This is a genomic window from Acuticoccus yangtzensis (assembly GCF_001927245.1).
In the GTDB taxonomy this organism is placed as follows: Bacteria; Pseudomonadota; Alphaproteobacteria; order Rhizobiales; family Amorphaceae; genus Acuticoccus; species Acuticoccus yangtzensis.
On record NZ_MJUX01000007.1, the window covers coordinates 247,753 to 269,005 of the forward strand.

General features: G+C 68.7%; 19 protein-coding genes. 11 read left to right on the forward strand and 8 right to left on the reverse strand.

Annotation, left to right across the window (positions count from 1 at the left end; genetic code table 11):
* The first annotated feature begins 119 nt into the window (after positions 1–119).
* From BIX52_RS17010 to BIX52_RS17020, 3 genes are read left to right on the forward strand one after another with little or no spacing between them, the layout of a single operon-like run.
* Positions 120–830, forward strand: a complete 711-nt coding sequence (locus tag BIX52_RS17010; RefSeq protein WP_075222282.1) for an aspartate/glutamate racemase family protein — start codon at positions 120–122, stop codon at positions 828–830.
* A gap of 56 nt (positions 831–886) precedes the next feature.
* Complete coding sequence (locus tag BIX52_RS17015) at positions 887–1,939, forward strand: NADP-dependent oxidoreductase (protein WP_108676596.1); 1,053 nt, start codon at positions 887–889, stop codon at positions 1,937–1,939.
* 30 nt (positions 1,940–1,969) lie between these two features.
* Positions 1,970–2,734, forward strand: coding sequence for an SDR family NAD(P)-dependent oxidoreductase (locus BIX52_RS17020; protein ID WP_075222353.1), 765 nt, complete (start codon positions 1,970–1,972; stop codon positions 2,732–2,734).
* A gap of 51 nt (positions 2,735–2,785) precedes the next feature.
* Here BIX52_RS17020 and putA read toward each other — a convergent pair whose 3' ends face one another.
* The 3 genes from putA to BIX52_RS17035 form a co-directional block, all read right to left on the reverse strand.
* Positions 2,786–6,259, reverse strand: coding sequence for a bifunctional proline dehydrogenase/L-glutamate gamma-semialdehyde dehydrogenase PutA (putA, locus tag BIX52_RS17025; protein WP_075222284.1), 3,474 nt, complete (start codon positions 6,257–6,259; stop codon positions 2,786–2,788).
* Between the two features lie 154 nt (positions 6,260–6,413).
* The gene (locus BIX52_RS17030; protein WP_083660411.1) at positions 6,414–7,316 is read right to left on the reverse strand and encodes a D-alanyl-D-alanine carboxypeptidase family protein; all 903 of its coding nucleotides are present in this window, start codon (positions 7,314–7,316) and stop codon (positions 6,414–6,416) included.
* A gap of 185 nt (positions 7,317–7,501) precedes the next feature.
* A complete protein-coding gene (locus BIX52_RS17035; RefSeq protein WP_075222285.1) occupies positions 7,502–8,374 on the reverse strand; it encodes a LysR family transcriptional regulator in 873 nt (290 codons plus the stop codon).
* A gap of 419 nt (positions 8,375–8,793) precedes the next feature.
* Between BIX52_RS17035 and BIX52_RS17040 the strand changes: the two genes are divergently transcribed.
* Positions 8,794–10,392, forward strand: coding sequence for a calcium-binding protein (locus tag BIX52_RS17040; protein WP_108676595.1), 1,599 nt, complete (start codon positions 8,794–8,796; stop codon positions 10,390–10,392).
* A 33-nt stretch (positions 10,393–10,425) separates the two neighbouring features.
* Here the strand turns inward: BIX52_RS17040 and BIX52_RS17045 are convergent, their stop codons facing one another.
* Positions 10,426–11,835, reverse strand: a complete 1,410-nt coding sequence (locus BIX52_RS17045) for a dihydrolipoyl dehydrogenase (RefSeq protein WP_075222287.1) — start codon at positions 11,833–11,835, stop codon at positions 10,426–10,428.
* Positions 11,836–11,992: 157 nt separating this feature from the next.
* Here BIX52_RS17045 and BIX52_RS17050 point away from each other — a divergent pair, with 157 nt between their 5' ends.
* The gene (locus tag BIX52_RS17050) at positions 11,993–12,508 is read left to right on the forward strand and encodes a CAP domain-containing protein (RefSeq protein WP_075222288.1); all 516 of its coding nucleotides are present in this window, start codon (positions 11,993–11,995) and stop codon (positions 12,506–12,508) included.
* A 60-nt stretch (positions 12,509–12,568) separates the two neighbouring features.
* Here the strand turns inward: BIX52_RS17050 and BIX52_RS17055 are convergent, their stop codons facing one another.
* Positions 12,569–13,378 carry a hypothetical protein gene (locus tag BIX52_RS17055; protein ID WP_075222289.1) on the reverse strand — a complete coding sequence of 270 codons (810 nt, stop codon included), beginning with the start codon at positions 13,376–13,378 and terminating at the stop codon, positions 12,569–12,571.
* Between the two features lie 222 nt (positions 13,379–13,600).
* On the opposite strand from BIX52_RS17055, the gene BIX52_RS17060 reads away from it, so the two are divergent.
* The 3 genes from BIX52_RS17060 (at position 13,601) to BIX52_RS17070 (ending at position 15,381) form a co-directional block, all read left to right on the forward strand.
* Positions 13,601–14,347: a ComF family protein gene (locus BIX52_RS17060; RefSeq protein ID WP_108676605.1), complete on the forward strand. Its 747-nt coding sequence runs from the start codon at positions 13,601–13,603 to the stop codon at positions 14,345–14,347.
* A 136-nt stretch (positions 14,348–14,483) separates the two neighbouring features.
* Positions 14,484–14,750 carry a glutaredoxin 3 gene (gene grxC, locus BIX52_RS17065; RefSeq protein ID WP_075222290.1) on the forward strand — a complete coding sequence of 89 codons (267 nt, stop codon included), beginning with the start codon at positions 14,484–14,486 and terminating at the stop codon, positions 14,748–14,750.
* 85 nt (positions 14,751–14,835) lie between these two features.
* A complete protein-coding gene (locus BIX52_RS17070; RefSeq protein WP_075222291.1) occupies positions 14,836–15,381 on the forward strand; it encodes a DUF1178 family protein in 546 nt (181 codons plus the stop codon).
* A gap of 15 nt (positions 15,382–15,396) precedes the next feature.
* On the opposite strand, the gene metW is transcribed toward BIX52_RS17070, so the two are convergent.
* Together metW and metX are read right to left on the reverse strand one after the other, a co-directional pair.
* Positions 15,397–16,020, reverse strand: a complete 624-nt coding sequence (gene metW / locus BIX52_RS17075) for a methionine biosynthesis protein MetW (RefSeq protein WP_075222292.1) — start codon at positions 16,018–16,020, stop codon at positions 15,397–15,399.
* A 7-nt stretch (positions 16,021–16,027) separates the two neighbouring features.
* On the reverse strand, positions 16,028–17,251 hold the full coding sequence (gene metX / locus BIX52_RS17080; RefSeq protein WP_075222293.1) for a homoserine O-acetyltransferase MetX: 1,224 nt from the start codon (positions 17,249–17,251) through the stop codon (positions 16,028–16,030).
* Between the two features lie 154 nt (positions 17,252–17,405).
* Here metX and BIX52_RS17085 point away from each other — a divergent pair, with 154 nt between their 5' ends.
* From BIX52_RS17085 to BIX52_RS17095, 3 genes are read left to right on the forward strand one after another with little or no spacing between them, the layout of a single operon-like run.
* Positions 17,406–18,056, forward strand: a complete 651-nt coding sequence (locus BIX52_RS17085; RefSeq protein ID WP_170126428.1) for a chorismate mutase — start codon at positions 17,406–17,408, stop codon at positions 18,054–18,056.
* Positions 18,053–19,171, forward strand: coding sequence for a histidinol-phosphate transaminase (gene hisC / locus BIX52_RS17090; protein ID WP_075222295.1), 1,119 nt, complete (start codon positions 18,053–18,055; stop codon positions 19,169–19,171). Before BIX52_RS17085 ends, hisC begins: the two co-directional genes overlap by 4 nt.
* Positions 19,164–20,186: a prephenate/arogenate dehydrogenase family protein gene (locus tag BIX52_RS17095; RefSeq protein ID WP_075222296.1), complete on the forward strand. Its 1,023-nt coding sequence runs from the start codon at positions 19,164–19,166 to the stop codon at positions 20,184–20,186. The genes hisC and BIX52_RS17095 overlap by 8 nt, the downstream gene beginning before the upstream one ends.
* A 46-nt stretch (positions 20,187–20,232) precedes the next feature.
* Here BIX52_RS17095 and BIX52_RS17100 read toward each other — a convergent pair whose 3' ends face one another.
* Positions 20,233–21,246: a DUF2125 domain-containing protein gene (locus BIX52_RS17100; protein WP_075222297.1), complete on the reverse strand. Its 1,014-nt coding sequence runs from the start codon at positions 21,244–21,246 to the stop codon at positions 20,233–20,235.
* Between the last annotated feature and the right edge of the window lie 7 nt (positions 21,247–21,253).

Here is a 21,253-nt window from a genome sequence, read left to right on the forward strand (position 1 = left end):
CGCCGCCCTTGACCGCGACACCGCCGCGCAGCCCAGGGCCGAACGCCGCCCCGGTTTGCGCCTTGCTGTTGCCCGAACGATCACTTACGCGTTTCGTGACAGAATGCGGGGAGCGCACCATGCATATCGGCCTCGTGGGTGGTGTCGGCGTCGCGGCGACCGTCGTCTATTATCAACGTCTTACCGCGGCAGTGGCGGCGATGGACGGCCCGCCCCTCGACCTCACCATTTCCCACGGTGACATTCAAACGCTGATCCGCAATGTTCAGGCCGGTGCGAAACGACCCCAGGCCGAGGTCTTCGCCGCCCAGGTGGCACGCCTGAAGGCGGCCGGCGCCGACGTCGCCGCGGTCACCTCGCTCGGCGGCCACTTCTGCTTCGACGAACTCGCCGCCATCAGCCCTCTGCCCCTCATCTCGGCCGTAACCCCGGTCGACTCCGCGCTGGGCGCAAGGGGAATCCGCCGCGTAGGGCTCCTCGGCACCCGCGTCGTGATGGATAGCCGGCTCTACGGCCAACTCAAGGCGACCGTGCCCGTGGTGCTGGACGACGAGATCGAGGAACTGGGCCAGACCTACCAGGACATCGCCGTCGCCGGCCACTGCACGACGGGCCAACGTTCCGCCCTCGTGGATGCCGGGCAGCGCATGATCGACGAGCTGGGCGCCGACGCCGTGCTTCTCGCCGGAACCGACCTCAACCTCGCGTTCGACGATGCCGATCCGGGCTACACCGTCATCGACGCGCTCGATGTTCATGTCGACGTTCTCGCCCGGCTGGCGACGGGGCGCTTGACGCTCGACGCGGTGGCGGTCGGTGGCGGCTTGTGACGGACAGTCCCGGACCGTAGCTTCAGCCCAGATATTATAAACGCCGGGAGACTTCCTTGCTCATTCCCATGCAGCGCATCGTGCTCGCCCGCCGGCCGGACGGGGCGCCGAGCGAGGCCGACTTCCGCCTCGAAGACACCACGCTCCGCGAGCTCGGCGAGAAGGAGGTGGCGGTCGAAAACCTCTACCTTTCGCTGGACCCCTACATGCGCGGCCGGATGGACGACGCGAAGTCCTACGCCAAGCCTGTGCCGATCGGCGGCACCATGGAGGGCGGCACGGTGGGGCGTGTGATCGCCTCGACCTCGCCGCGCTTTGTCGAGGGCGACATCGTCGTCGGCCAATTCGGCTGGGCCACCCATGGTGTTCTCCCCGCGCGCGAGGTGCGCAAGGCGGCCACCGATTACGCCCCGCCGTCCGCCTCGCTCGGCGTCCTCGGCATGCCGGGCTTCACCGGCTGGTACGGGCTGAAGGAGCTGGGCCGGCCGCAAAAGGGCGAGACGCTGGTCGTCGCCGCCGCAACGGGCCCGGTGGGGCAGATGGTCGGCCAGCTCGGCAAGGCGCTCGGCCTCTACGTGGTCGGCGTCGCCGGCGGGGCGGACAAGTGCCGCTTCGCCGTGGAAACGCTCGGCTTCGACATGTGCGTCGACCACCGCGATTACGACGACGCCGCGGCGCTGCGCGTGGCGCTGGCGGAAGCGTGCCCGGACGGCATCGACGTCTACTACGAGAATGTCGGCGGCATGGTGCTGGAGGCCGTCATCGGCCTCATGAACCCGTTCGGGCGCATGCCGGTGTGCGGCACCATCGCCTACTACAATCTCGGCGGCCTCGGCGCGGGCGATGCCCCCGGCCCCAACATGCTGCCGCGCATGATGCGGGCGATCCTCGTCAACAAGCTGAACGTCCACGGCTTCATCATCATGGACCATTGGGACCGCTACGGCGACTTCCTCGCCGAGGTGGGGCCGATGGTGAAGGACGGGCGCATCCGCTACCAGGAGGACGTGGCCGACGGCCTCGCCGCCGCCCCGGCCAATTTCCTCGCCATGCTGAAGGGCGGCAACTTCGGCAAGACCATCGTCAGGCTGGCCGGAGATGGCGCATGAGGAGGAATGGCGCATGAAAAGGGTCGGCGCATGAGGCTGTTCGACCTTTCGGGCAAGACGGCGCTCGTCACCGGGTCCACCAAGGGGATCGGCAAGGCGATCGCGGTGGCGCTGGCGGAGGCCGGCGCGCGCGTCGTCATCTCCAGCCGCAAGGCCGAGGCGTGCGAGGCGGTGGCTGCGGAAATCGGCGCCACCGGGGCGACGGCGGTGGCGATCCCGGCTAACATCTCGCGCGACGAGGAGATCGACGCGCTGGTGGCCCGCACGACCGAGACGCTGGGCGCCCCTGACATCCTCGTCTGCAACGCGGCGGTGAACCCCTATTATGGGCCGTTCCTCGACACGCCGGACGATGCGTTCGAGAAGACGATCCGCGTCAACGTCCGCTCCAACATGCGGCTGTGCAAGCTGTGCATCCCGGCGATGCAGGAGAAGCGCGACGGGGCGATCGTCGTCGTCTCGTCCATCGCCGCATTCAAGGGCTCGGATTATCTCGGCATCTACGCGCTGACGAAGGCGGCGGACGCGCAGCTCGTGCGCAACCTCGCGGTGACCTACGGCAAGGACAACATCCGCGTGAACGGGATCGCCCCGGCGCTGGTGAAGACGGATTTCGCGCGCGCCCTGTGGGAGGACCCTGAGCGGGCGGACAATGTGGCGCAGCATTACGCCCTGCAGCGCCTCGGCGAGCCGGACGACATCGCGGGCGCCGCGGTCTATTTCGCCTCACCCGCGGGCGCTTGGACCACGGGTCAGGTGCTCCTGATCGACGGCGGCCGCTCCGTTCAGGAGTAGCCGCCCGCCGTCCTCCGCCCGGATCGGACCGCCACGGTTCAGGCGGCCCGGTCAGGCCGCCATGTCGTCCTCGGTGGAGGACATGAGCTGCGCGTTGCCGCCGGCCGCCGCGGTGTCGATGCACAGATGCCGCTCGATGACGATCTCGTCGGCGGCGCACACCACGGGGATGATCGGCCCGGCGCGGGCGGCGAGCGCGCGGCGGACCGGCCCCGCGTCCTCGCCCTCGTAGGCCACCGCGTCGATGCCGGTGAGGGTGGTGAGGGCGGTGGGGTCCAGCACACCGTCGATCCCCTCGCCCGCGCCCTTCACCACCACCACGGCGCCGTTGCCGGACGCGCGCGCGGCGGCGGCCTGCCGCTCGGCCAGCGGCCAGGTGGGGCCGAGGCAAAGGACGACGCCCCGCGGCAGCACCGAGAGGCGGTTGGATTCGCCCGTCGGTCCCGGCATGTCGTCCACCCGCAGCGGCTCCTCGGACGGGCGCGCGGCGGTGATCAGCGCCTGCACCTCGGAGACCGGTGCGGCGGGGCCGGTGTCGGCCGGCAGGCGGCGCGCGGCGCGACGGGCGACACGGGCGACGGTGCGTGGCCCGCCCGCCTTGGGCCCCGTGCCGGACAGCCCCTCGCCGCCGAAGGGCTGCGAGCCGACGATGGCGCCGATCTGATTGCGGTTCACATAGATGTTGCCGACCTTCACCTGGCTGACGATCTCTTCCACGCGGTCGTCGATCCGCGTGTGGAGGCCGAAGGTGAGGCCGAAGCCTTTCGCATTGATCGCCGCGATCACATCGTCGAGCTGATGCGATTTGTAGGTGGCGATGTGGAGGACGGGGCCGAAGATCTCCTCGTCGAGCGCGGCGATGCCCGGAATGTCGATGATCGTCGGCGGCACGAAGAGGCCGTCACCCTTCACGGGAAGGCCGTTCGCCTTCACGTGCTCGTCGATCCTGGCGCGGGCTTCGGCGTCGATCACCGGGCCGATATCGGTGGAGACGGCCCAGGGGTCGCCCATCTGCATCGCGGCGACGGCGCCCTTCAGCATGGTGACCACCTTGGGCGCCACGTCCTCCTGCAGATAGAGGACGCGCAGCGCCGAGCAGCGCTGCCCCGCGCTCTGGAAGGCGGACGCCACGATGTCGCGCACCGCCTGCTCGGGCAGCGCGGTGGAGTCGACGATCATGGCGTTGAGCCCGCCAGTCTCGGCGACGAAGAAGGCGTCCGGCGAGGTCTGCGCCAACTGCTTGTCGATGATCTTCGCCGTTGACGTTGAGCCGGTGAAGGCGACGCCTGCGAGGCCCCGCACGGCGCACAGCGCGCCGCCCACCTCGCCGCCGCCCGGCGTCAGTTGCAGCGCGGCATGGGGAACGCCCGCCTCGTGCATCAGGTGCGCGGCGCGGCAGGCGATCAGCGAGGTCTGCTCAGCGGGTTTGGCCACCACGGCGTTGCCCGCCGCGAGCGACGCCGCGACCTGGCCGGTGAAGATGGCGAGCGGGAAATTCCAAGGCGAGATGGCGACGACGACGCCCGCCCCGTTCGGCGTCAGGCGCTCCGCCTCGGCGGCGTAGAAGCGCAGGAAGTCTACCGCCTCGCGCAGCTCGGCGATGGCGTCGAGCGCGATCTTCCCCGCCTCGCGGGCGCAGAGCGCGAAGAGCTCGCCGGCGTGGACTTCGTAGAGGTCGGCGGCGCGGCGCAGGATGGCGGCGCGCTCCTTGGGCTCAGCCCAGTCCACCGCCTTGCGGGCCGCGTCCACCACCGCGGTTGCGGCGGCGGGGTCGAGGTCGGTCACCGCGCCCACCGTGTCGCCGGGTTTGGCGGGGTTCATCACATCGCGCGAGGCGCCGCCGGTGCCGGTGGGCACGGTGAGGGGCGCGGCGGTCCACGTCGCGTTGCGGAAGGGGGCGCGGGCGTCCTCGAAGGCGTCCAGCACCACGGGGTCGTAGATGTCCCAGCCGGCGGAGTTGCGGCGGGCGGCGCCGTAGAGCTTCGGCGGCTGGCGTAGCCGCGGATTGACCGCAGGGCCAGAGGCGAGAGTGATGAACGGGTCTTCGGCGACCTTCTCCGGCGGCACGCGCTGGTCCACCACTTGGTTGGCGAAGGAGGAGTTGGCCCCGTTCTCCAGCAGCCGGCGGACGAGGTAGGCGAGCAGGTCCTCATGGGCGCCGACCGGGGCGTAGATGCGCACCGGCACCTTCTTGCCCCCGCCCTCCGCAGTCTCGGCGCGGATCGTCTCGTAAAGCGCCTCGCCCATGCCGTGCAGGCGCTGGAATTCGAAATTCTCGCCGTTCGCCATCGCCAGCACCGAGGCGACGGTGTGGGCATTGTGGGTGGCGAACTGCGGATAGAGCCGGTCCGCCCGGTCGAGCAGCGCCCGCGCGCAGGCCGCGTAGGAGACGTCGCTGGAGCACTTGCGGGTGAAGACCGGGAAGGTCGGCGTGCCGGTGACCTGGGCGCGCTTGATCTCGGTGTCCCAATAGGCGCCCTTCACGAGCCGGACCATGATGCGCCGGCCGGTCTCCTGCGCCAGCGCGTCGAGCCAGCGGATGACGGGGAGCGCACGCCGCCCGTAGCCCTGGACGACGACGCCGAAGCCCTGCCAATCCTTCAGCGCCGGGTCGGCGGCCACCGCGGCGATGATGTCGAGCGAGATGTCGAGCCGGTCCTGCTCCTCGGCGTCGATGTTGAAGCCGAGGTTGCCGGCCGAGGCCTTCTTGGCGAGGTCCGTGACGATGTCGATGAGGGCGGGAACGCAGGTCGCCTTCTGCAACGTCTCGTAACGTGGGTGGAGCGCGGAGAGCTTGATGGAGATGCCGGGATTTTCCTCCGGCATGACGTCGGACCGGGAGCGCTTGGCGATGGCGGCGATCGCCTTCTCGTAGTCCTTGCGGTAGCGGGCGGCGTCCTCGAAGGTGCGGGCGGCCTCGCCCAGCATGTCGTAGGAGTAGGTGTAGCCCTTGGCCTCCATACCGGCGGCGCGCTTCATGGCCCCGTCGATCGTCTCGCCCAGCACGAACTGGCGGCCGAGACGGCGCATCGCCTCCCCCACCGCGGCGCGGATCACGGGTTCGCCGAGCCGCTTCAGCGCCCCGCGGAGGGACTTGGCCATGCCGGTGCCGCGCTCGTCCAGCACGCGCCCGGTGAGGAGCAGCGCCCATGTGGAGGCGTTGACGAGGGAGGACGACGAGCGGCCGAGGTGCTTGCCCCAGTCGGACGGGGCGATCTTGTCCTCGATCAGCGCGTCGATCGTATCGGCGTCGGGCACGCGCAGGAGCGCCTCGGCGAGGCACATCAAGGCGATGCCCTCGTCCGTCGACAGGCCGTATTCTGCGAGGAAGGTCTCCATCAGGCCCGGCGAAGCGTCGGCGCGGACCTTGCGCACGATGGCGGCGGCACGGTCGGCGGCCCGCCTGCGAGTGGTCTCGTCAAGTCGGGCGGCGGACACGAGCCGGTCCAGCAGCGCGGCCTCGTCCGCGAAGGTGTGCTCGCGAATGTCGACGCGGGCGATCGACAGGGTGGTCGAGGCGGTCATTCGGTCCTCCAAACGCGCAAGGCCGACAATATTATCGAGATTTCAGCCCCGCGCGAGGGGGTGGGGCCGGACCAAAGGGTCGCGCGGCGCCCAATTGATGCGCACGTCACTCAAATATAAGGCAATCGCCACCCCAGCCGATTGCATGACGCAACTAGAAGCCGAACAGGCCACCACCGGATGCCTCGGGCATATAAGTCTCGATCAGCTTCTCCATCTGCGCATTGCGCGTGGCGCCGGAGCGGCCACCGATGATGCAGGCGATGAGATGCTTGCCGTCCCGCTTCACCGACGTGCAAAGATTGTAGCCGGAGTTGCGGATGTAGCCGGTCTTGATGCCGTTCATCCCGCGCACTTTGGTGAGCAGCTTGTTGGTGTTCTTCCAGGTGCGCCCGCCGTACGAGATCTCCTTGGTGGAGAAGTAGCCGAACCAGCGCGGGAAACGATCGGACAGCGCCTTGCCGAGGATCGCCATGTCGCGGGCCGAGGTATATTGCCGGTCGTCCGGCAGGCCGGAAGCGTTGACGAAGCTCGTCTGGCTCATGCCCAATGCACGCGCCTTGGCGGTCATCTGCCGCGCGAAGGCGTCTTCGGACCCGGCGATGTTTTCGGCGATCACCACCGCCACATCGTTGGCCGAGCGCACGGCGAGCGCGCGCACGGCCGTGTCCACGGTGATCGACGTTCCGGCCTTCACGCCGAGCTTGGCCGGCGGGCGCCCGGCGGCCTCCTCGCTGACCGTCAGCGCCGTGTTGCGGCTCCACTGCCCCGAATCCAGCTTCTCGAACACCAGATAGAGCGTCATCATCTTGGTGAGGGAGGCGGGATAGCGCAGCCCGGTGGCGTCCTCGTCGTGCAGCACCTTGCCGGTCTTCGCGTCGACGACGATGGCCGAGTAGGCCCGCTGCGGGACGATCGGGACCTGATATTCGTTCAGCGTCGGCTGCGGCGCGGACAGCGCGACGGGCGCGGCGGCAAGTTGCGGCTCGCTCCCCGTGCTCCCGGAGGAGCACCCCGCCAGCATCGCGACACACAACAAAATAACTAAGCCACGCATGGCGTCCTCCGGAACGCGAACGTGGCAGTTATGGCGCGGCACAGGGTTGGTGTCGCGGGCACGCGCCGGGGTTGTGAGGGGGTGCCGAAGCGAATGTTCGGGAGCGTTGCAGGAATGCCCCGCCCCGCTCGGGCGGCCGCTCAGACGCAGATCAGACGCGGTTCAGACGCCCGGTCGACCGCGGCTCAGAGCGGCGCCATCTCGTTCACCACCGCCAGGAAACGGTGGGCGATGGTGGGCGCGGAGTGGGACAGGTGGAAGGCATATTCGTCCCACGGCTTGTGCATTTCGCGCACCTTCACGCGGCGGATATTCTCCGTGCGCGAGCTGCCGTTGTTCCACACGAAGCCGACGCCGAGATTGTTGGCCACCGCCTCCAGCATCGAGTCGCGCGTGTCCACCACGACGGACGCCGACGGCTCCAACATGGCCGCGGTGAAGGCCGCGTCGACGACCCGCTGCACGTAGGACTGCTTCGTGCGGAAGATCAGCGGCTGCTCGATCAGCTCGCCGATCTCGATCTCGTCCTTGTTGGCGAAGGCATGGTCGGGATGAACCAGCGCCACCACCGACTGGCTGGAGCAGCGCGCGCGGGTGAAACGCGGCTCGTCCGGCACCTCGGGAATGATCGCGACGTCGATGTTCTGCGTCAGCACCGACTCCATCAGGCGGCTCCAGGGGCCGGTCTCGATGTTGAGCGCAACGGTGGGATGCTTCGCGCGAAAGGCCGATATGTAGCGCATGGCCGGCATCGCATTGCCGATGCCGATGCGAAGCGGACCGAAGTCCATCTCGTCATGACGCGCGAGCAAGCGCAGCGCATCGTCTTCACGGCGGCGGATATCGGATGTGATCCGGTATAATTCACGGCACAGCGGCGTAGGAACGATGGCGCCGCGGCGCTTCTCGAACAGGGCCACCTGGAACTCGGTCTGCAGTTCGCGCACATGCTGCGTCACTGCAGGCTGGGACACTCCGAGCCGCCGCGCGGCCGCCGTAAATCCGCCCTCCTCGACTACCGCATTCAATGCGCGGATTTTGGAAGAGGTCAGACTCATCGGGGTTCTACTCCTGTTGTGTGGGCGGTTCGGGACTAGCGGCTCGGGCTGATATAAACGAATGTTTTAATTCACGGTTTTGGCTATGGCAGTTTGCCATCAGCAGCATGAGGCTGTGTTGTCCGTTCCGGATATTGAAACACGAATTTACGCAGCCTGAACGCCAGCGCACATGTCGTGCGGGGGCTCATGCCGCGTCAGCGCGATCAGTTCAAGCCTGAACGACGAATCTGCCGCGGTTATTTATGGCATTCCGTTTGCCACGCAAGAGGCGCGATCACGGATCCGTCAGATAGACGTGTTAACCACACGCATAGAAAAGCGTCGCTTTCAGCTATAAATGCGCGCAGTCATGGAGCGTGCGCGACGGCTGCCAGTCGTCGAGGTGCGCCCAACAACCGCGGAGCTGCTTGTAGATTATGGCGCGCGCTACTTCATTCTCGATGGAAAGTTTCACCGTCGCCGGTGGTTACGCAATCACCGAAATCAATGAGACGGTAAACCGCTTCGCGTTCCGCCAGTTCCTCGAGAACCTCGAGGATGCGCGCGGCGGAATTTACCTCGGCTTTCCGCAGCCCATCGGCGGGGACGCCCTCTATCAGATCTTTTCGCAGATCCGAGGCGTGCCCATCACCGACGGCACGGTCGCCATCGACATCGGCGGCGTGATCCCGACCATCGACTACGTCAACGCCAACGGCGGCTGGGGCGAGACGTGGGTGATCGGCAACGATCGCGGCGGCGGTCTGCGCGGCACCACGGGTGACGACGTCATCCTCGGCGGGCGCGGTGACGACGTGGTCCTCAGCCGCACCGGCAACGATTTCGTCAATGCCGGCGACGGGGACGACCTCGTCGGCGGCGGCAACGGCGCGGACACCCTGTTCGGCAGCGACGGCGACGACCGAATCCGCGGCCGCGGCGGCGACGACATCCTGCAGGGCGGCGCGGGCGAGGATACGCTGGTGGGCGGCCCCGGCGCCGACACCTTCATGTTCACCGACCTCGACTTCCAGGGCCCCCGCACGGTCGACGTCATCCGCGATTATCGCCCGCAGCAGGGCGACCAGATCGTCGACACGACGGCGCTCCTCGAAGTGGTCGAGTTCGGCCGCATCGAGGGCTACGGCCGCGCGACGCTGTTGGAGAACAGCCTCACCGGCCATCAGGTCGTTGTCTATGGGGCCCGCGTCTTCGACAAGGCGATCCTCAACGCTTACGAGGAGCCGAGCGCCAACCCGCCGTCCGCCCGCTCCGAGCCCGCGAAGGGCATCTATGTCGGCGGCGAGGTCGCGCAGATCAATCCGAACCTCTCGTTCCGCGTCGAGCGGATCGACGGCATCCAGGACGGCGACCAGTTCATCGAAAGCTTCCGCGTCTTCGTGACGAACGGCAGCGAGAAGACGCTGATCAACACCAACGACCTCGACCTCAAGCTGGCGGGCGGCTCGTTCGACGTGCTGCCGGGCAGCGTGTTCGGCGGCAGCTATGCCGGGGGCAGCTTCGACCTGTCGTCGGGCGGCCGGCGCGCGTTGCCGGCGGGCGAGGAAGTCAGCGTCCTGCAGTTCTCGGTCGCCAATCGCCCGGTGTTCGAGACCGTCACCATCGACCCGACCAGCACGCAGACCTTCCGCCCCGAATATGCCGGGGGTGGGACGCAATATTATCAACCCGCCTTCCAGATCGAGGTGCGCTTTTCGGATACGGAAGGGGACACCGGCGACGCCGAGATTTTCATCACCAACATCGGCACCGGGCAGCTCAAGAACCTCGACAATCTGGAGTTCAGCTTCAACGATCCGGACGTGGCGGTTCAGAACAACCCCTGGGGCGCGGTGTTCTACAACGACACCTTCGCTGTGGAGCCCTGGGGCACTGATGCGGCGCACGCCGACCTTGCCGCCGGCGAAACCATCAAGCTGTTCGGCTTCTCCTACGAGATCGCACCGACGAGCGACGCGGAAATCACCGTTTCCGATTTCCGCCTCACGAGCCCCTTCGCCGACCTCATCGCCTAAGCGGGCACATCGCCCTTCCCCGGCTCGCCACCCTCACTCGGCGGCGAGCCGCTCGCCCGACAACTGACTTGCTGCGTCTTCCAGCGCCGTGCCGAGCCCCTCCTCGAATGTGGGATGGTAGAGCGGCGCACGCAGCATCTCGGTGACGCCGAGGCGCGCGGTCATCGCCAGCGCCAGATGGTGGCCGATATGCTCGGCGCGCGGGCCGATCATCTCCGCGCCCAGGATGCGCCCGGTCGATCCGTCCGCATAAAGGCTGAGTGTGCCGGCGGCCTCACCCATGATCCGCGCACGCCCCTGCGCGGCCCAATCCACCTTGCCGGTGACGAACGCCGCCTTGCGCTCCTCGAGCTCGCGGAAGGTCTCGCCCACCATGGCGATCTGCGGTTCGCAATAGACGACGGAGAAGGGCACCGTGCGTTCGGCCGACGGTGCCGTGTCGTCGGCGGCGCGGCGCCCGGCAAGGCGCCCGGTCGCGCTCGCCTCGTGGAGAAGCGGCGCATCGTTCATCGCATCCCCGGCGATGAAAATGGGACTGTCGCCGCATCGCCCGGTGGTGCGGTCGAAGGACGGCACGCCGCCCTCCCCCAGCTCCAGGCCCGTCGTCGAAAGATCGAGCCCCGCAACGTTCGGCGTGCGCCCGATCGCCACCAGCACCCGCTCGAAAGTACCCGAATAGGCCCGCTCCCCGTCCGCGTAGTCGACGGTGATCCCGGTGCCCTTGCCGCGCAAAGCCGCCAGCTCATAATGCGGCACGAAGTCGAGCCGCTCGCCCATCGTGTCGCGCGCGGCGCCGAGCACGGCGGGGTCGGTCAGCGGACCGACGAGGCCGTCCTTGCCGAACAGGCGCACCCGCACGCCGAGCCGCGCCAACGCCTGGCCGAGCTCCAGGCCGATGATCCCGTTGCCGAACACCGCCGCCGAGGACGGCAGGCGCGTCCACTCGAACAGGGTGTCGCTGGTATCGGGGCGCACGGTCTTGAAGGTGTCCGGCACCAGCGGTTCGGAGCCGGTGGCGATGACGATGCGCTTCGCGCGGACACGGGTGCGTCCCTCCGGCCCGTCGACCACGAGCGCGTCGGCGCCCTCGAACCGCGCGTGCCCGCGCAGCTTGGTCTGCGCCGGCAGGTTCGCCACGTCCTCGAGGATCGCCGCGACGAAGCTGTCGCGCATGCGGCGGACGCGCTCCATCACCGCGGCGCCGTCGATGTCGGGAAGGCTGGCGTGGATGCCGAACTCCGGAGCGACGCGGACGGCCTCTGCCGCGTTGGCGGCGGCGATGAGGAGTTTGGACGGCATGCAGCCGACCCGCGCACAGGTGGTGCCATAGGCGCCGCGCTCGATGAGGAGGACATTCTCCGTCGAGGCGCGGGCCGCCTTGTAGGCCGCAAGTCCGGCCGTCCCAGCGCCGATGATCGCGACATCGACGATCCGTTCCGTCATGGGGGTCTCCAGCTGAGGCTCCGGGCAACTTGGAGAACAACCCGCGACGCGCCTCCGCCGTTCCGCTGCTGCACGGCGCGCTGCCACACGAGCGCCGGAATCGAGCTGCGGCGCGACGCCGCTTGAAGTGCCGTGACGCGCCCGCTAAGGAGCGCCCATGCTGAAGCCCGTCTCGGTCGTCCTCGCCCTTTCGCTCGCTTTGTCCGGCTGCGGCATGCTCGGCTTCGGCGGCAACGAGGACGCGCCCGCATTGACCGTGCCGCGCGTCGCCCGTGAGCGGACGGTGAACCCGGCGCAGGCGGCCGAGCTCATCAACGCCCACCGCCGCGCCAAGGGCCTGTCCGCGCTGACGGTCGACCCGCGGCTCAACGCGATCGCCGCGGACACAGCGCGCGAGCTTGCCCGTCGCGACCGGCTGAAGACCGAGATGCACACCGCGGGCGGCCTCGGCGCGCGCCTTTCCAAGGCCGGCTATTCGGCGAGCCGCGCCGCCGAAAATCTGGGCGCCGGCTACCCCACCTTGGCGATGACCGTGGAGGGCTGGGAGAACTCGCCCGGCCACAACAAGAACCTCCTCAACGGCGAGATGACCCACATGGGCATCGGCCTCGCCCTCACCGACAAGGGCAAGTTCCACTCTTATTGGGTCTTGCTGCTGGCGCTTCCCGACTGAGCCGCCCGCCGACGCGCGGCGGGACCGCGGCCCTCGCCCCACACGGTCGCCGTACCGGCTTCAGGGCTTCAGCGCGTCCACCAGGCTGACCTTGCCCGACCCGCGCCGCGCCGGCTTCTGCTGTCCCGGATCAGGCGCCCAGCCGGAAAGAAAGGCGAAGACGAAGGTCGCCTTCAGCCGCCCTTTCGGGTCGGCGTGGTGGGCGCGGTAGTGCGCCTCCGCCGCCGCGAACAGGCCGCGCGGTGCGGGCACACGGCTCGCCAGAATGCCGCGCAGGCCCGCCGCCTTCAGGTCCGCCATCAGTCCGCCCAGGCTGCGATAGGTGACCGGCACCGCAACCTCGTCCACCACCGGGAGCGCGAATCCGGCGCGGGCCATGGCGTCGCCCCACTTGCGCACGTCGCCGAACGGGGCGACGCGCATCGCCGCTCCGCCGGTGAGCTCGGCCTCCGCATGGAGCAGCGAATCGGAGAGTTCGGCCAAGGTGCCGCTCGACGCCGCCGCCCCGAGGAAGAGGCCGTCCGGCTTCAGCGTGCCGCGCATCTGGCCGAGCGCCGCGACGGGATCGTTCGCGAGCGCGAGGTCGTTGATGGAAATGGCGAGGTCGAACGCGCGCAGGAAGGGCTGGTCGATGTCGGCGACCACGTCCGGTCGCTCCGCCGCCGCGGGGGAAACGCGCACCGCCGGCACGCCCAACCCCTGCCACACCGCGTCGATGTCCGGCGTCACCGGCCCGGCGATCAGCGCGCGCGTGAACGAGCGGTTCACGAGGGCGAGGCGCGCGGCGATCTCGTCGGCGAGGCGGGCGTGGACGATGTCGGCCTCGCCGAAGCGGGCGCGCGTGCGGATGCGGGTGCGGTCGAACAGCATAGGCGAGTGGTACAGCGATCCGCGAGATTCAACTACACTCTTAGATTGAAACGGTTTACATTGCCGCGCATGTCGATCACCCACCCGCCTCCCAGCACCGTGGATGTTCCCGCCCCCGCCGCGCCGCGGGGGATCGGCGCGCGCGCTTCGGCCGCGGCGGGATCGCGGCTCCGCGCTGCCGTGGGACGGCTCGGCGCTACCGGCGCAACGGTCCGCGCAAAGGTGGGCGCCGCCGGCACGCGGCTCGGCGCGGCGGCGGCCGACCTCGTCGTTCCGCCGCTCTGCCTCGGGTGCCGCCGGCCACTGGTGGATCCGCGGACCCTGTGCGGCCCGTGCCGGCGCGGGCTGGAGGTCATCGCCGCGCCTTTCTGCGACATCATGGGGACCCCCCTCGCGTTCGACGCGGGGCCTGGCGCCCGCTCGCCCGAGCTGCGCTGGAACCACCCGCTCTACGACCGCGCCAGAGCCGCCGCCGTGTTCGGCCCGGTGAGCCAACGCCTCGTCCACCAGCTCAAATATCACGACGTGCCCGGCGTGGCCGCATTGATGGCCCGCCTGATGGCCCCGGCGATGGCCGACCTCTTGGCGGACGGCGACATCCTCGTCCCCGTCCCGCTCCACCGGCGCCGGCTGCTCTCAAGACGCTACAACCAGTCGGTGCTGATCGCCGATCGGCTGGCGCCACTCGTGGGGCTGCCCGTGGCGCGCGACGCGGTGCGCCGGGTGCGCAACACCCCGCATCAAGTGGGACTGAGCCGCGAGCAGCGGGCGGACAATCTCTACGGCGCCTTCCGCGTCGTGCGGCCGGAGGCGATCGCCGGACGCGGCGTCATCCTGGTGGACGACGTCTTGACCTCCGGCGCGACGGCGGACGCGCTCGCGGTCACACTGCGCGCGGCGGGGGCACGGGCGGTCAGCGTGGCGGTGTTCGCGCGCGTGGTGGGCGAGGCCAACCGTGAACCGGCCTGACCCCGGCCGCGCCTGCAAAAAAGCGGCGCGGTCCCATCATCCGGCCAACACTTCACCGGCAAAACATTGCCCGATCTGTTGCGACGCTTGGCCGCCTGCCTATATCCTTTGCCTTGAGCCTGAAGGAGTTCGCTCAATGGTCAAGGTTGAAGTCTATACTCGCGATCTTTGCGGTTTCTGCACGCGGGCAAAGCGCCTCCTCGACGAGAAGGGCATCGCCTACGTCGAGCACAATGCGTCCGTCGATCCGCAAGCGCGCGAGACGATGATGAAGCGCAGCGGCGCGCGGACCTTCCCCCAGGTCTTCGTGGGCGACATCCACATCGGCGGGTGTGACGATCTTTTCGCCGCCGATCGCTCCGGCAAGCTTGACGCCGCCCTTGCGGGTGAAGTTGCACATTAGGCCGCGCCCGGTCCGAAGCCTGGTTTCGGAGCGCCGCAGCCACGACGTTCCGCGCTGACGGCGCGCCCGACAAGGTGAGCGAGAGTTGATCCACTACACGGTACGCTGCGAGAACGGCCACGCCTTCGACGGCTGGTTCGCATCGTCGAACGCATTTGACGACCAGGTCGCGCGCGGCCTCGTGACGTGCCCGTCCTGCAACTCCGCCACGGTGGAGCGCGGGATGATGGCCCCCGCGGTACAGTCCGCCCGAAAGGCCGACGTCCGCGCCGCGGCGGCCGCCGCCGAGGCGAGCGCACCGACTACCGGCACCGCCCCGACCGGAAGCGCCGCAACGGCGGGCGCGCCCAACGCGAAAGGCGTTCCATCCGTGCCCAAACCCGCCGACGTCGCGCTGGTGGACGAGAGGACGCACAAGCTGCGCGCCTTGATCAGCGCTATGCACGAGGCGGTGAAGGCGAACGGGGTCGACGTCGGCACCCGCTTCGCCGAAGAGGCCCGGCGGATCCACTATGGCGAGGCCGAAGCGCGCGGCATCTACGGCCAAGCCGACATCGACGAGGCGCGGGCCCTCATCGACGAGGGGATCGACATCCTGCCGCTGCCGATGCTGCCCGACGACCAGAACTGACGCGACGACGCGCCCTCAGCGGCGCAGCAGAAACACCGCCTGCTCGCCGAACAGGTTCCAGAACCACCACGGCGCGTTGAGCGGAATGCGACGGCCGGACGAGTTCAGCGCGATCTGCGCCTCCACCGTCACTCCCATCTCGTCGCACAGCTCCACGAAATCGCGGATCGTGCAGAAGTGGATGTTGCTGGTCCGCCACCACGGCTCGGGCAGCAGGTCCGTCTTCGGCATCTTGCCCGTCGTCAGAAGCTGCAACCGCATGCGGTAGTAGGCGAAGTTCGGGAACGAGACGATGCCCCGCTCGCCGATGCGCAACATGTTCTCCAGCACCTTGTGCGGATCGCGCATCGCCTGCAGCGACTGGCTGAGGATCACGTAGTCGAACGACTTGTCCGTATAGGCGTCGAGGTCGGTGTCGGCGTCGCCCTGGATCACGGAGAGGCCGCGCGCCACCGCGTCGTTCACGCCGGTCTGCGACAGCTCGATCCCCGAGGCGCGCACGCCGAGCGTCCTGCGCAGCAGCGACATCAGCAGCCCGTCGCCGCAACCGACGTCGAGAATGCGCGTGCCGGGCTCCACCAGCTCGCGGATGATACGGAAGTCGACCCGCTGTTCAGCGGCTGGAATCACATCGCTCATGGTAATCTCAGGCCGCGGGCGCGGGGACCGCGATGCCGCGCGAGCGCGCCGCACCGGTGAGGAATCCGCGCACGACACGGTGGAATTCGGGTTCCATCAAGAGGAAGGCGTCGTGGCCGCGGTCGGTCTCGATCTCCACGAAGGAGACCTCCGCCCCGGCCGCGTTGAGGGCGTGGACGATGCGCCGGCTTTCCGAGGTCGGGAACAGCCAGTCCGACGTGAAGGAGATCACGCACCAGCGGCTGGGCGACCCTTTGAAGGCATGCGCAAGCTGCCCCTCGTGGTCCGCGGCGAGGTCGAAATAGTCCATCGCGCGGGTGACGTAGAGGTAGGAATTGGCGTCGAAGCGGTCGACGAAGGTGGACCCCTGGTGGCGCAGGTAGGACTCGATCTGAAAATCGGCGTCGAAGCCGTAGGACAGCCCCTCGCGATCCTGGAGCTGGCGGCCGAACTTGCGGTGCAGCGCCGCCTCGGACACGTAGGTGATGTGGGCGGCCATGCGCGCGACGCCGAGCCCCTTGCGCGGCTTCACCCCCTCGATCATGTAGCGCCCGCCGCGCCAATCGGGATCGGCCATGATCGCCTGCCGCCCGACCTCGTGGAAGGCGATGTTCTGCGGCGAGTGGCGCACCCCGGTGGCGATCGGCAAGGCGCAGAAGACGCGCTCGGGATAGCTGACGCCCCATTCCAGCACCTGCATGCCGCCCATCGATCCGCCGACCACGGCGAACAAGGTTTCGATGCCGAGCGATTCCACCAGCATCGCCTGGGCGCGGACCATGTCGCGGATGGTGAGCACCGGCATGTCGAGCGCGTAGGGCTCGGTGCCGCCGGGGCGGATGGAGGCGGGGCCAGTGGAGCCGGAACAGCCGCCGATGACATTGGCGCAGATGACGAAGAAGCGGTCCGTGTCGACAGGCCGGCCGGGTCCGACCATCGCCTCCCACCAGCCGGGGCGTCCGGTCACCGGGTGACGGTTGGCGCAGTGCTGGTCGCCGGTGAGGGCGTGGCAGACGATGACAGCGTTGGTCTTGTCCCGGTTCAGCTCGCCATACGTCTGGTACGCGATCTGCCACGGGTTTAAGCTTTGACCCGCCTCCAGCTTGAGGGGCGAATCGAAACGCGCGACCGCGCTCGACGGTTCGTCCACCTCAGCGCGGCGGCGCTGCTCACGGATATCGATGGCGTCGTCGGCCGCGATGCCGGCGTCGTCCACGAAATCGGAAGGCATAGTAAAATCCTCACTGCGCCGTCGGGCGCATCGGTAAGGTGTGCGACGCTAGGGGGCGCCGGTCCGGGCGGTCAACGTTTTCTTTGCGTCTTGTGCCCTGTCAGTCTATCCAGCCCAGTCTGTCAATGTTGTGAAGCCCATGGTGTCGCCGGTCTTGTCTCCAACGCCTGAGGATCTGTCGTCGCTGCGCGACAGGCTCGATATCGTCGATCGCGAACTGCATCGCCTTTTGCAAGAGCGCTTCGCCATCGTCGAGGCGATCGGCCGAACAAAAGGTGCGGACGAGGCGATCATCCGCCCCGACCGCGAGGTCGATGTGGTGACCAACCGCCTCGCCCTGCACGATGGCGCCATGCCGCAGGAAACGCTGATCCACATCTGGCGCGTGCTGATCGGCGGCGCCTGCGCGGTGCAGCGCCCTTACCGGATCCACGTCACCGACACGCTGGACGCCGCGCGTTACCTCTACGGCCCGGTGGATGTGGTGCGATGGCCCACCGCGTCCGACGCCATCGCCGCGCTGGCCGACAAGCCGGACGACGTTGCGGTGCTGCCGGACGCTTCGGCCTGGTGGGTGGACGGGGCGATCGCCCCGGCGGCCCACGCCTTCGCCCGCTTCACCCAGTCGGACGGGACGAAGATCACCATCCTCGGCGGCGCCCGCGTCGGCGCCAGCACCGGCCCGAAGGTGCTCTGCCTGCGCCACGGCGCCTTTTACGAGTGCGACGCATCCGACCTCGCCGGGACCGACACCGTCCTCGGCCGCTACGCCCCCTCCCCCTTCACGATCCCGGTGGCCCAATGAGTGCTCCGCTCCCCACGCGCCCGCAACCCCGTGACGCGATCATGCGCATCGCCCCTTACGTGCCGGGCCGCGCCACCGCCGGCAGCACGGGGAAGCAATACAAGCTCTCGGCCAACGAAAACCCGCTCGGCCCCAGCCCTGCGGCGCGCGAAGCCTTCATCGCCGCCGCCTCCAACCTCGAGGCCTATCCGGACGGCGGCGCGTCGCTGCTGCGCGAGGCGATCGCCGCGACCTACGGCCTCAACGTCGACCGGCTGATCTGCGGCAACGGCTCGGACGAGATCCTGTCGATGATCGGCCACGCCTTCCTCAGCGAAGGCGACGAGGCGATCTTCACCGAGCACGCTTTCCTCATGTACCGCATCGTCACACTGGCGGCGGGCGCGACCCCGGTGGTGGTGCCCGAGCCCGGCATGCAGTGCGACATCGACCTGATCCTGGGCGCCGTCACCGAGCGCACGAAGATCGTCTTCCTCGCCAACCCGAACAATCCGACCGGCTCTTACACTCCGGCCTCGGAAGTGAAGCGGCTGCGTGAGGGCCTGCCCGGCCACGTGCTCCTCGTCATAGACGCGGCCTACGCCGAGTATGTGCGCAAGAACGACTATGAAAGCGGGATCGAGCTCGTCGCGACGCGCAACGACACGATCATGACTCGCACCTTCTCCAAGATCCACGGTCTGGCGGCGATCCGGCTCGGCTGGGCCTACGCCCCGGCGGCGGTGATCGAGGCTCTGCACCGCGTGCGCGGCCCGTTCAACGTCAACGCCCCGGCGATCGCCGCCGGTGTCGCCGCGCTCGCCGACCGCGCCCATGTGGAGACGGCCGTCGACCACAACCAATATTGGCTGCCCGAGGTGTCGCGCCGGATCCGCGAGATCGGCTTCGGCGTGCCGGACTCGGTCGGCAATTTCATCCTGATCGACTTTTCCACCGTCCCCGGCGCCGATGCGGCGGAGGCCGACGCCTTCCTCGGCGCGCGCGGCTGCGTCCTGCGCAGCGTGGCGGGCTACGGCCTGCCGCACATGCTGCGCATGACCATCGGCGACGAGGAGGCCAACGCCGCCGTCATCGCCGCACTGACCGCTTACAGAGAAGGACTTTCCGGTGCCTGACAGCGAGTTTGCCAGCGAGGATGCCGGATTTTTCTTCGACAGCGTCGCCATCATCGGCATCGGCCTGATCGGATCGTCGCTGGCTCAGGCGCTACGGGCCAACGGGTTCACGGGACCGATCGCCATCGCCGACCGCAACGGCGATGCGCTGCGCGACGCGGAGGCGATGGGCCTCGGCAACAGCTACCACGTCAGCGCCGCGAAGGCGGTGACGGGGGCGGACATGGTCATCCTGTGCGTGCCCGTCGGCGCGATGGGGGCAACGGCACGCGCAATCGCCCCGGCGCTTGCCAAGCACGCCGTCATCACCGATGTCGGCTCCGTCAAAGGCGCCGTCGCGCGGGCCGTCTCCGCAGCGATCCCAGACCGCACCCGCTTCGTGCCCGGCCACCCCATCGCCGGGTCCGAGCAGTCCGGCCCGAAAGCCGGTTGGGCGACGCTCTTTCAGCACCGCTGGTCCATCATCACCCCCACCGACCACAGCGCCGAAGACGCGATCGAGAAGGTCGCCGCCATGTGGCGCGCCATGGGCGCCGAAGTGGAGTTCATGGACATCGAGCGGCACGACCTGGTGCTCGCCATCACCAGCCACGTGCCGCACCTGATCGCCTACAACATCGTGCGCACCGCGTCGGACATGGAGTCGGTGGCCGAGTCGGAGGTGATCAAGTTCTCCGCCGGCGGTTTCCGCGACTCCACCCGTCTCGCCGCATCGGATCCGACGATGTGGCGCGACATCTTCCTGAACAACAAGACCGCGGTGATCGAGACGCTGGGGCGGTTCATGGAAGACCTCGCCATGCTGCAGCGGGCGATCCGCTGGGGCGACGGCGAGCAGCTCTTCGACCTTTTCCAGCGGACCCGCAACATCCGCATGGCGATCGTGGAGGCCGGTCAGGAGACCGCGGCGCCCGACTTCGGCCGCCCGCGCGAGGCGCCGGGCGAGGCCGCCCGCACCCGCCCCGCCGAGCACCACCACCACGAGGGCGAGAGCGGCTGGGACGAGGACGACTGAGGCCGGCGATCCTGGCCCGGCCGCGCGCGTCAGCCCGAGGCGCGGTTCAGTAGAAGCGGAACGGCAGCGGCGGGATCGTCCCGACGGTGAACCAGCCGCCCGGCTTGATTCGTCCGTCGTCGATGGTGATGGAAATGCTGCGCGCTTCCTTGTTGCCCACCATCGTCACCGGCGCGTTGGCGAAGAAGTTGGTCAACAACGTCGTCAGCACCATTTCGGCGTGCGGGTTCATGGTACTCACATAAGGCAGCCCCGCCTCGTAACCGGCGACGGCGACATCGACCGTCCCGTCGATCAACCCGTCGGGCTTGATGCCGAGCGTGCCCTTCAGCGTCACCACCATGTCGCCGCACGCGAATTCCGCCGCTTCGATGATGATCGGCAGGCCGTCCACCGCGGCGCGCTGGGCAAGGTCGCGCGGTGCGCCCTGCAGCAGCGCCGAGCCCCCGGCCACCTGTCCCCGCAGGATGAAATCGAACGGCTCCAGCCCTTCGCGCGGCACCGCATCGCGGACTTGCAGCGCGATGTCGAGGTTGTCCGGCATGTCCGGATTGCGCCTCAAGCTGAGGTCGAGCTCGGCGACGGCGAGGGTCGCCGGCCCGGCGGACATCCCCATGTCGACGATCTCGGCCACGAGCTGGCGCAGGGCGCCGGACGACAGGTCGATCTGCGCGCTGGCATGGGCGAGCCCGAAGTTGGCCTCGATCTCCGCACCGTTGGCGAAATGCAGGCGGGCCGGCGTATCCACCCGCGCAATGATGTGGGCCGGGTCATAGACCTGTGCCGCGACCGTCAGCCCGCCGAGCGCGATCTTGCGCCCGTTGGCGCCCACCTTGCTGCCACTTTCACACCGCACGACGACCCGGAAGGGATAACCCGTGACATGCCGCTCGGCACAGACGAGGATGGCGTCGCGGTCGAGCGCCATCTTTTCGGCGCGCGCGATCTGCCGGTCGACGATGGTCGCTGCCACGAACCAGACGATGGACCAGACGACGAGTGCCGCGAGAATCCCCGCGAGCAGGTACTTGAATCGTCTCGTCGCAGAGCGAGCGGCCATATTCCTC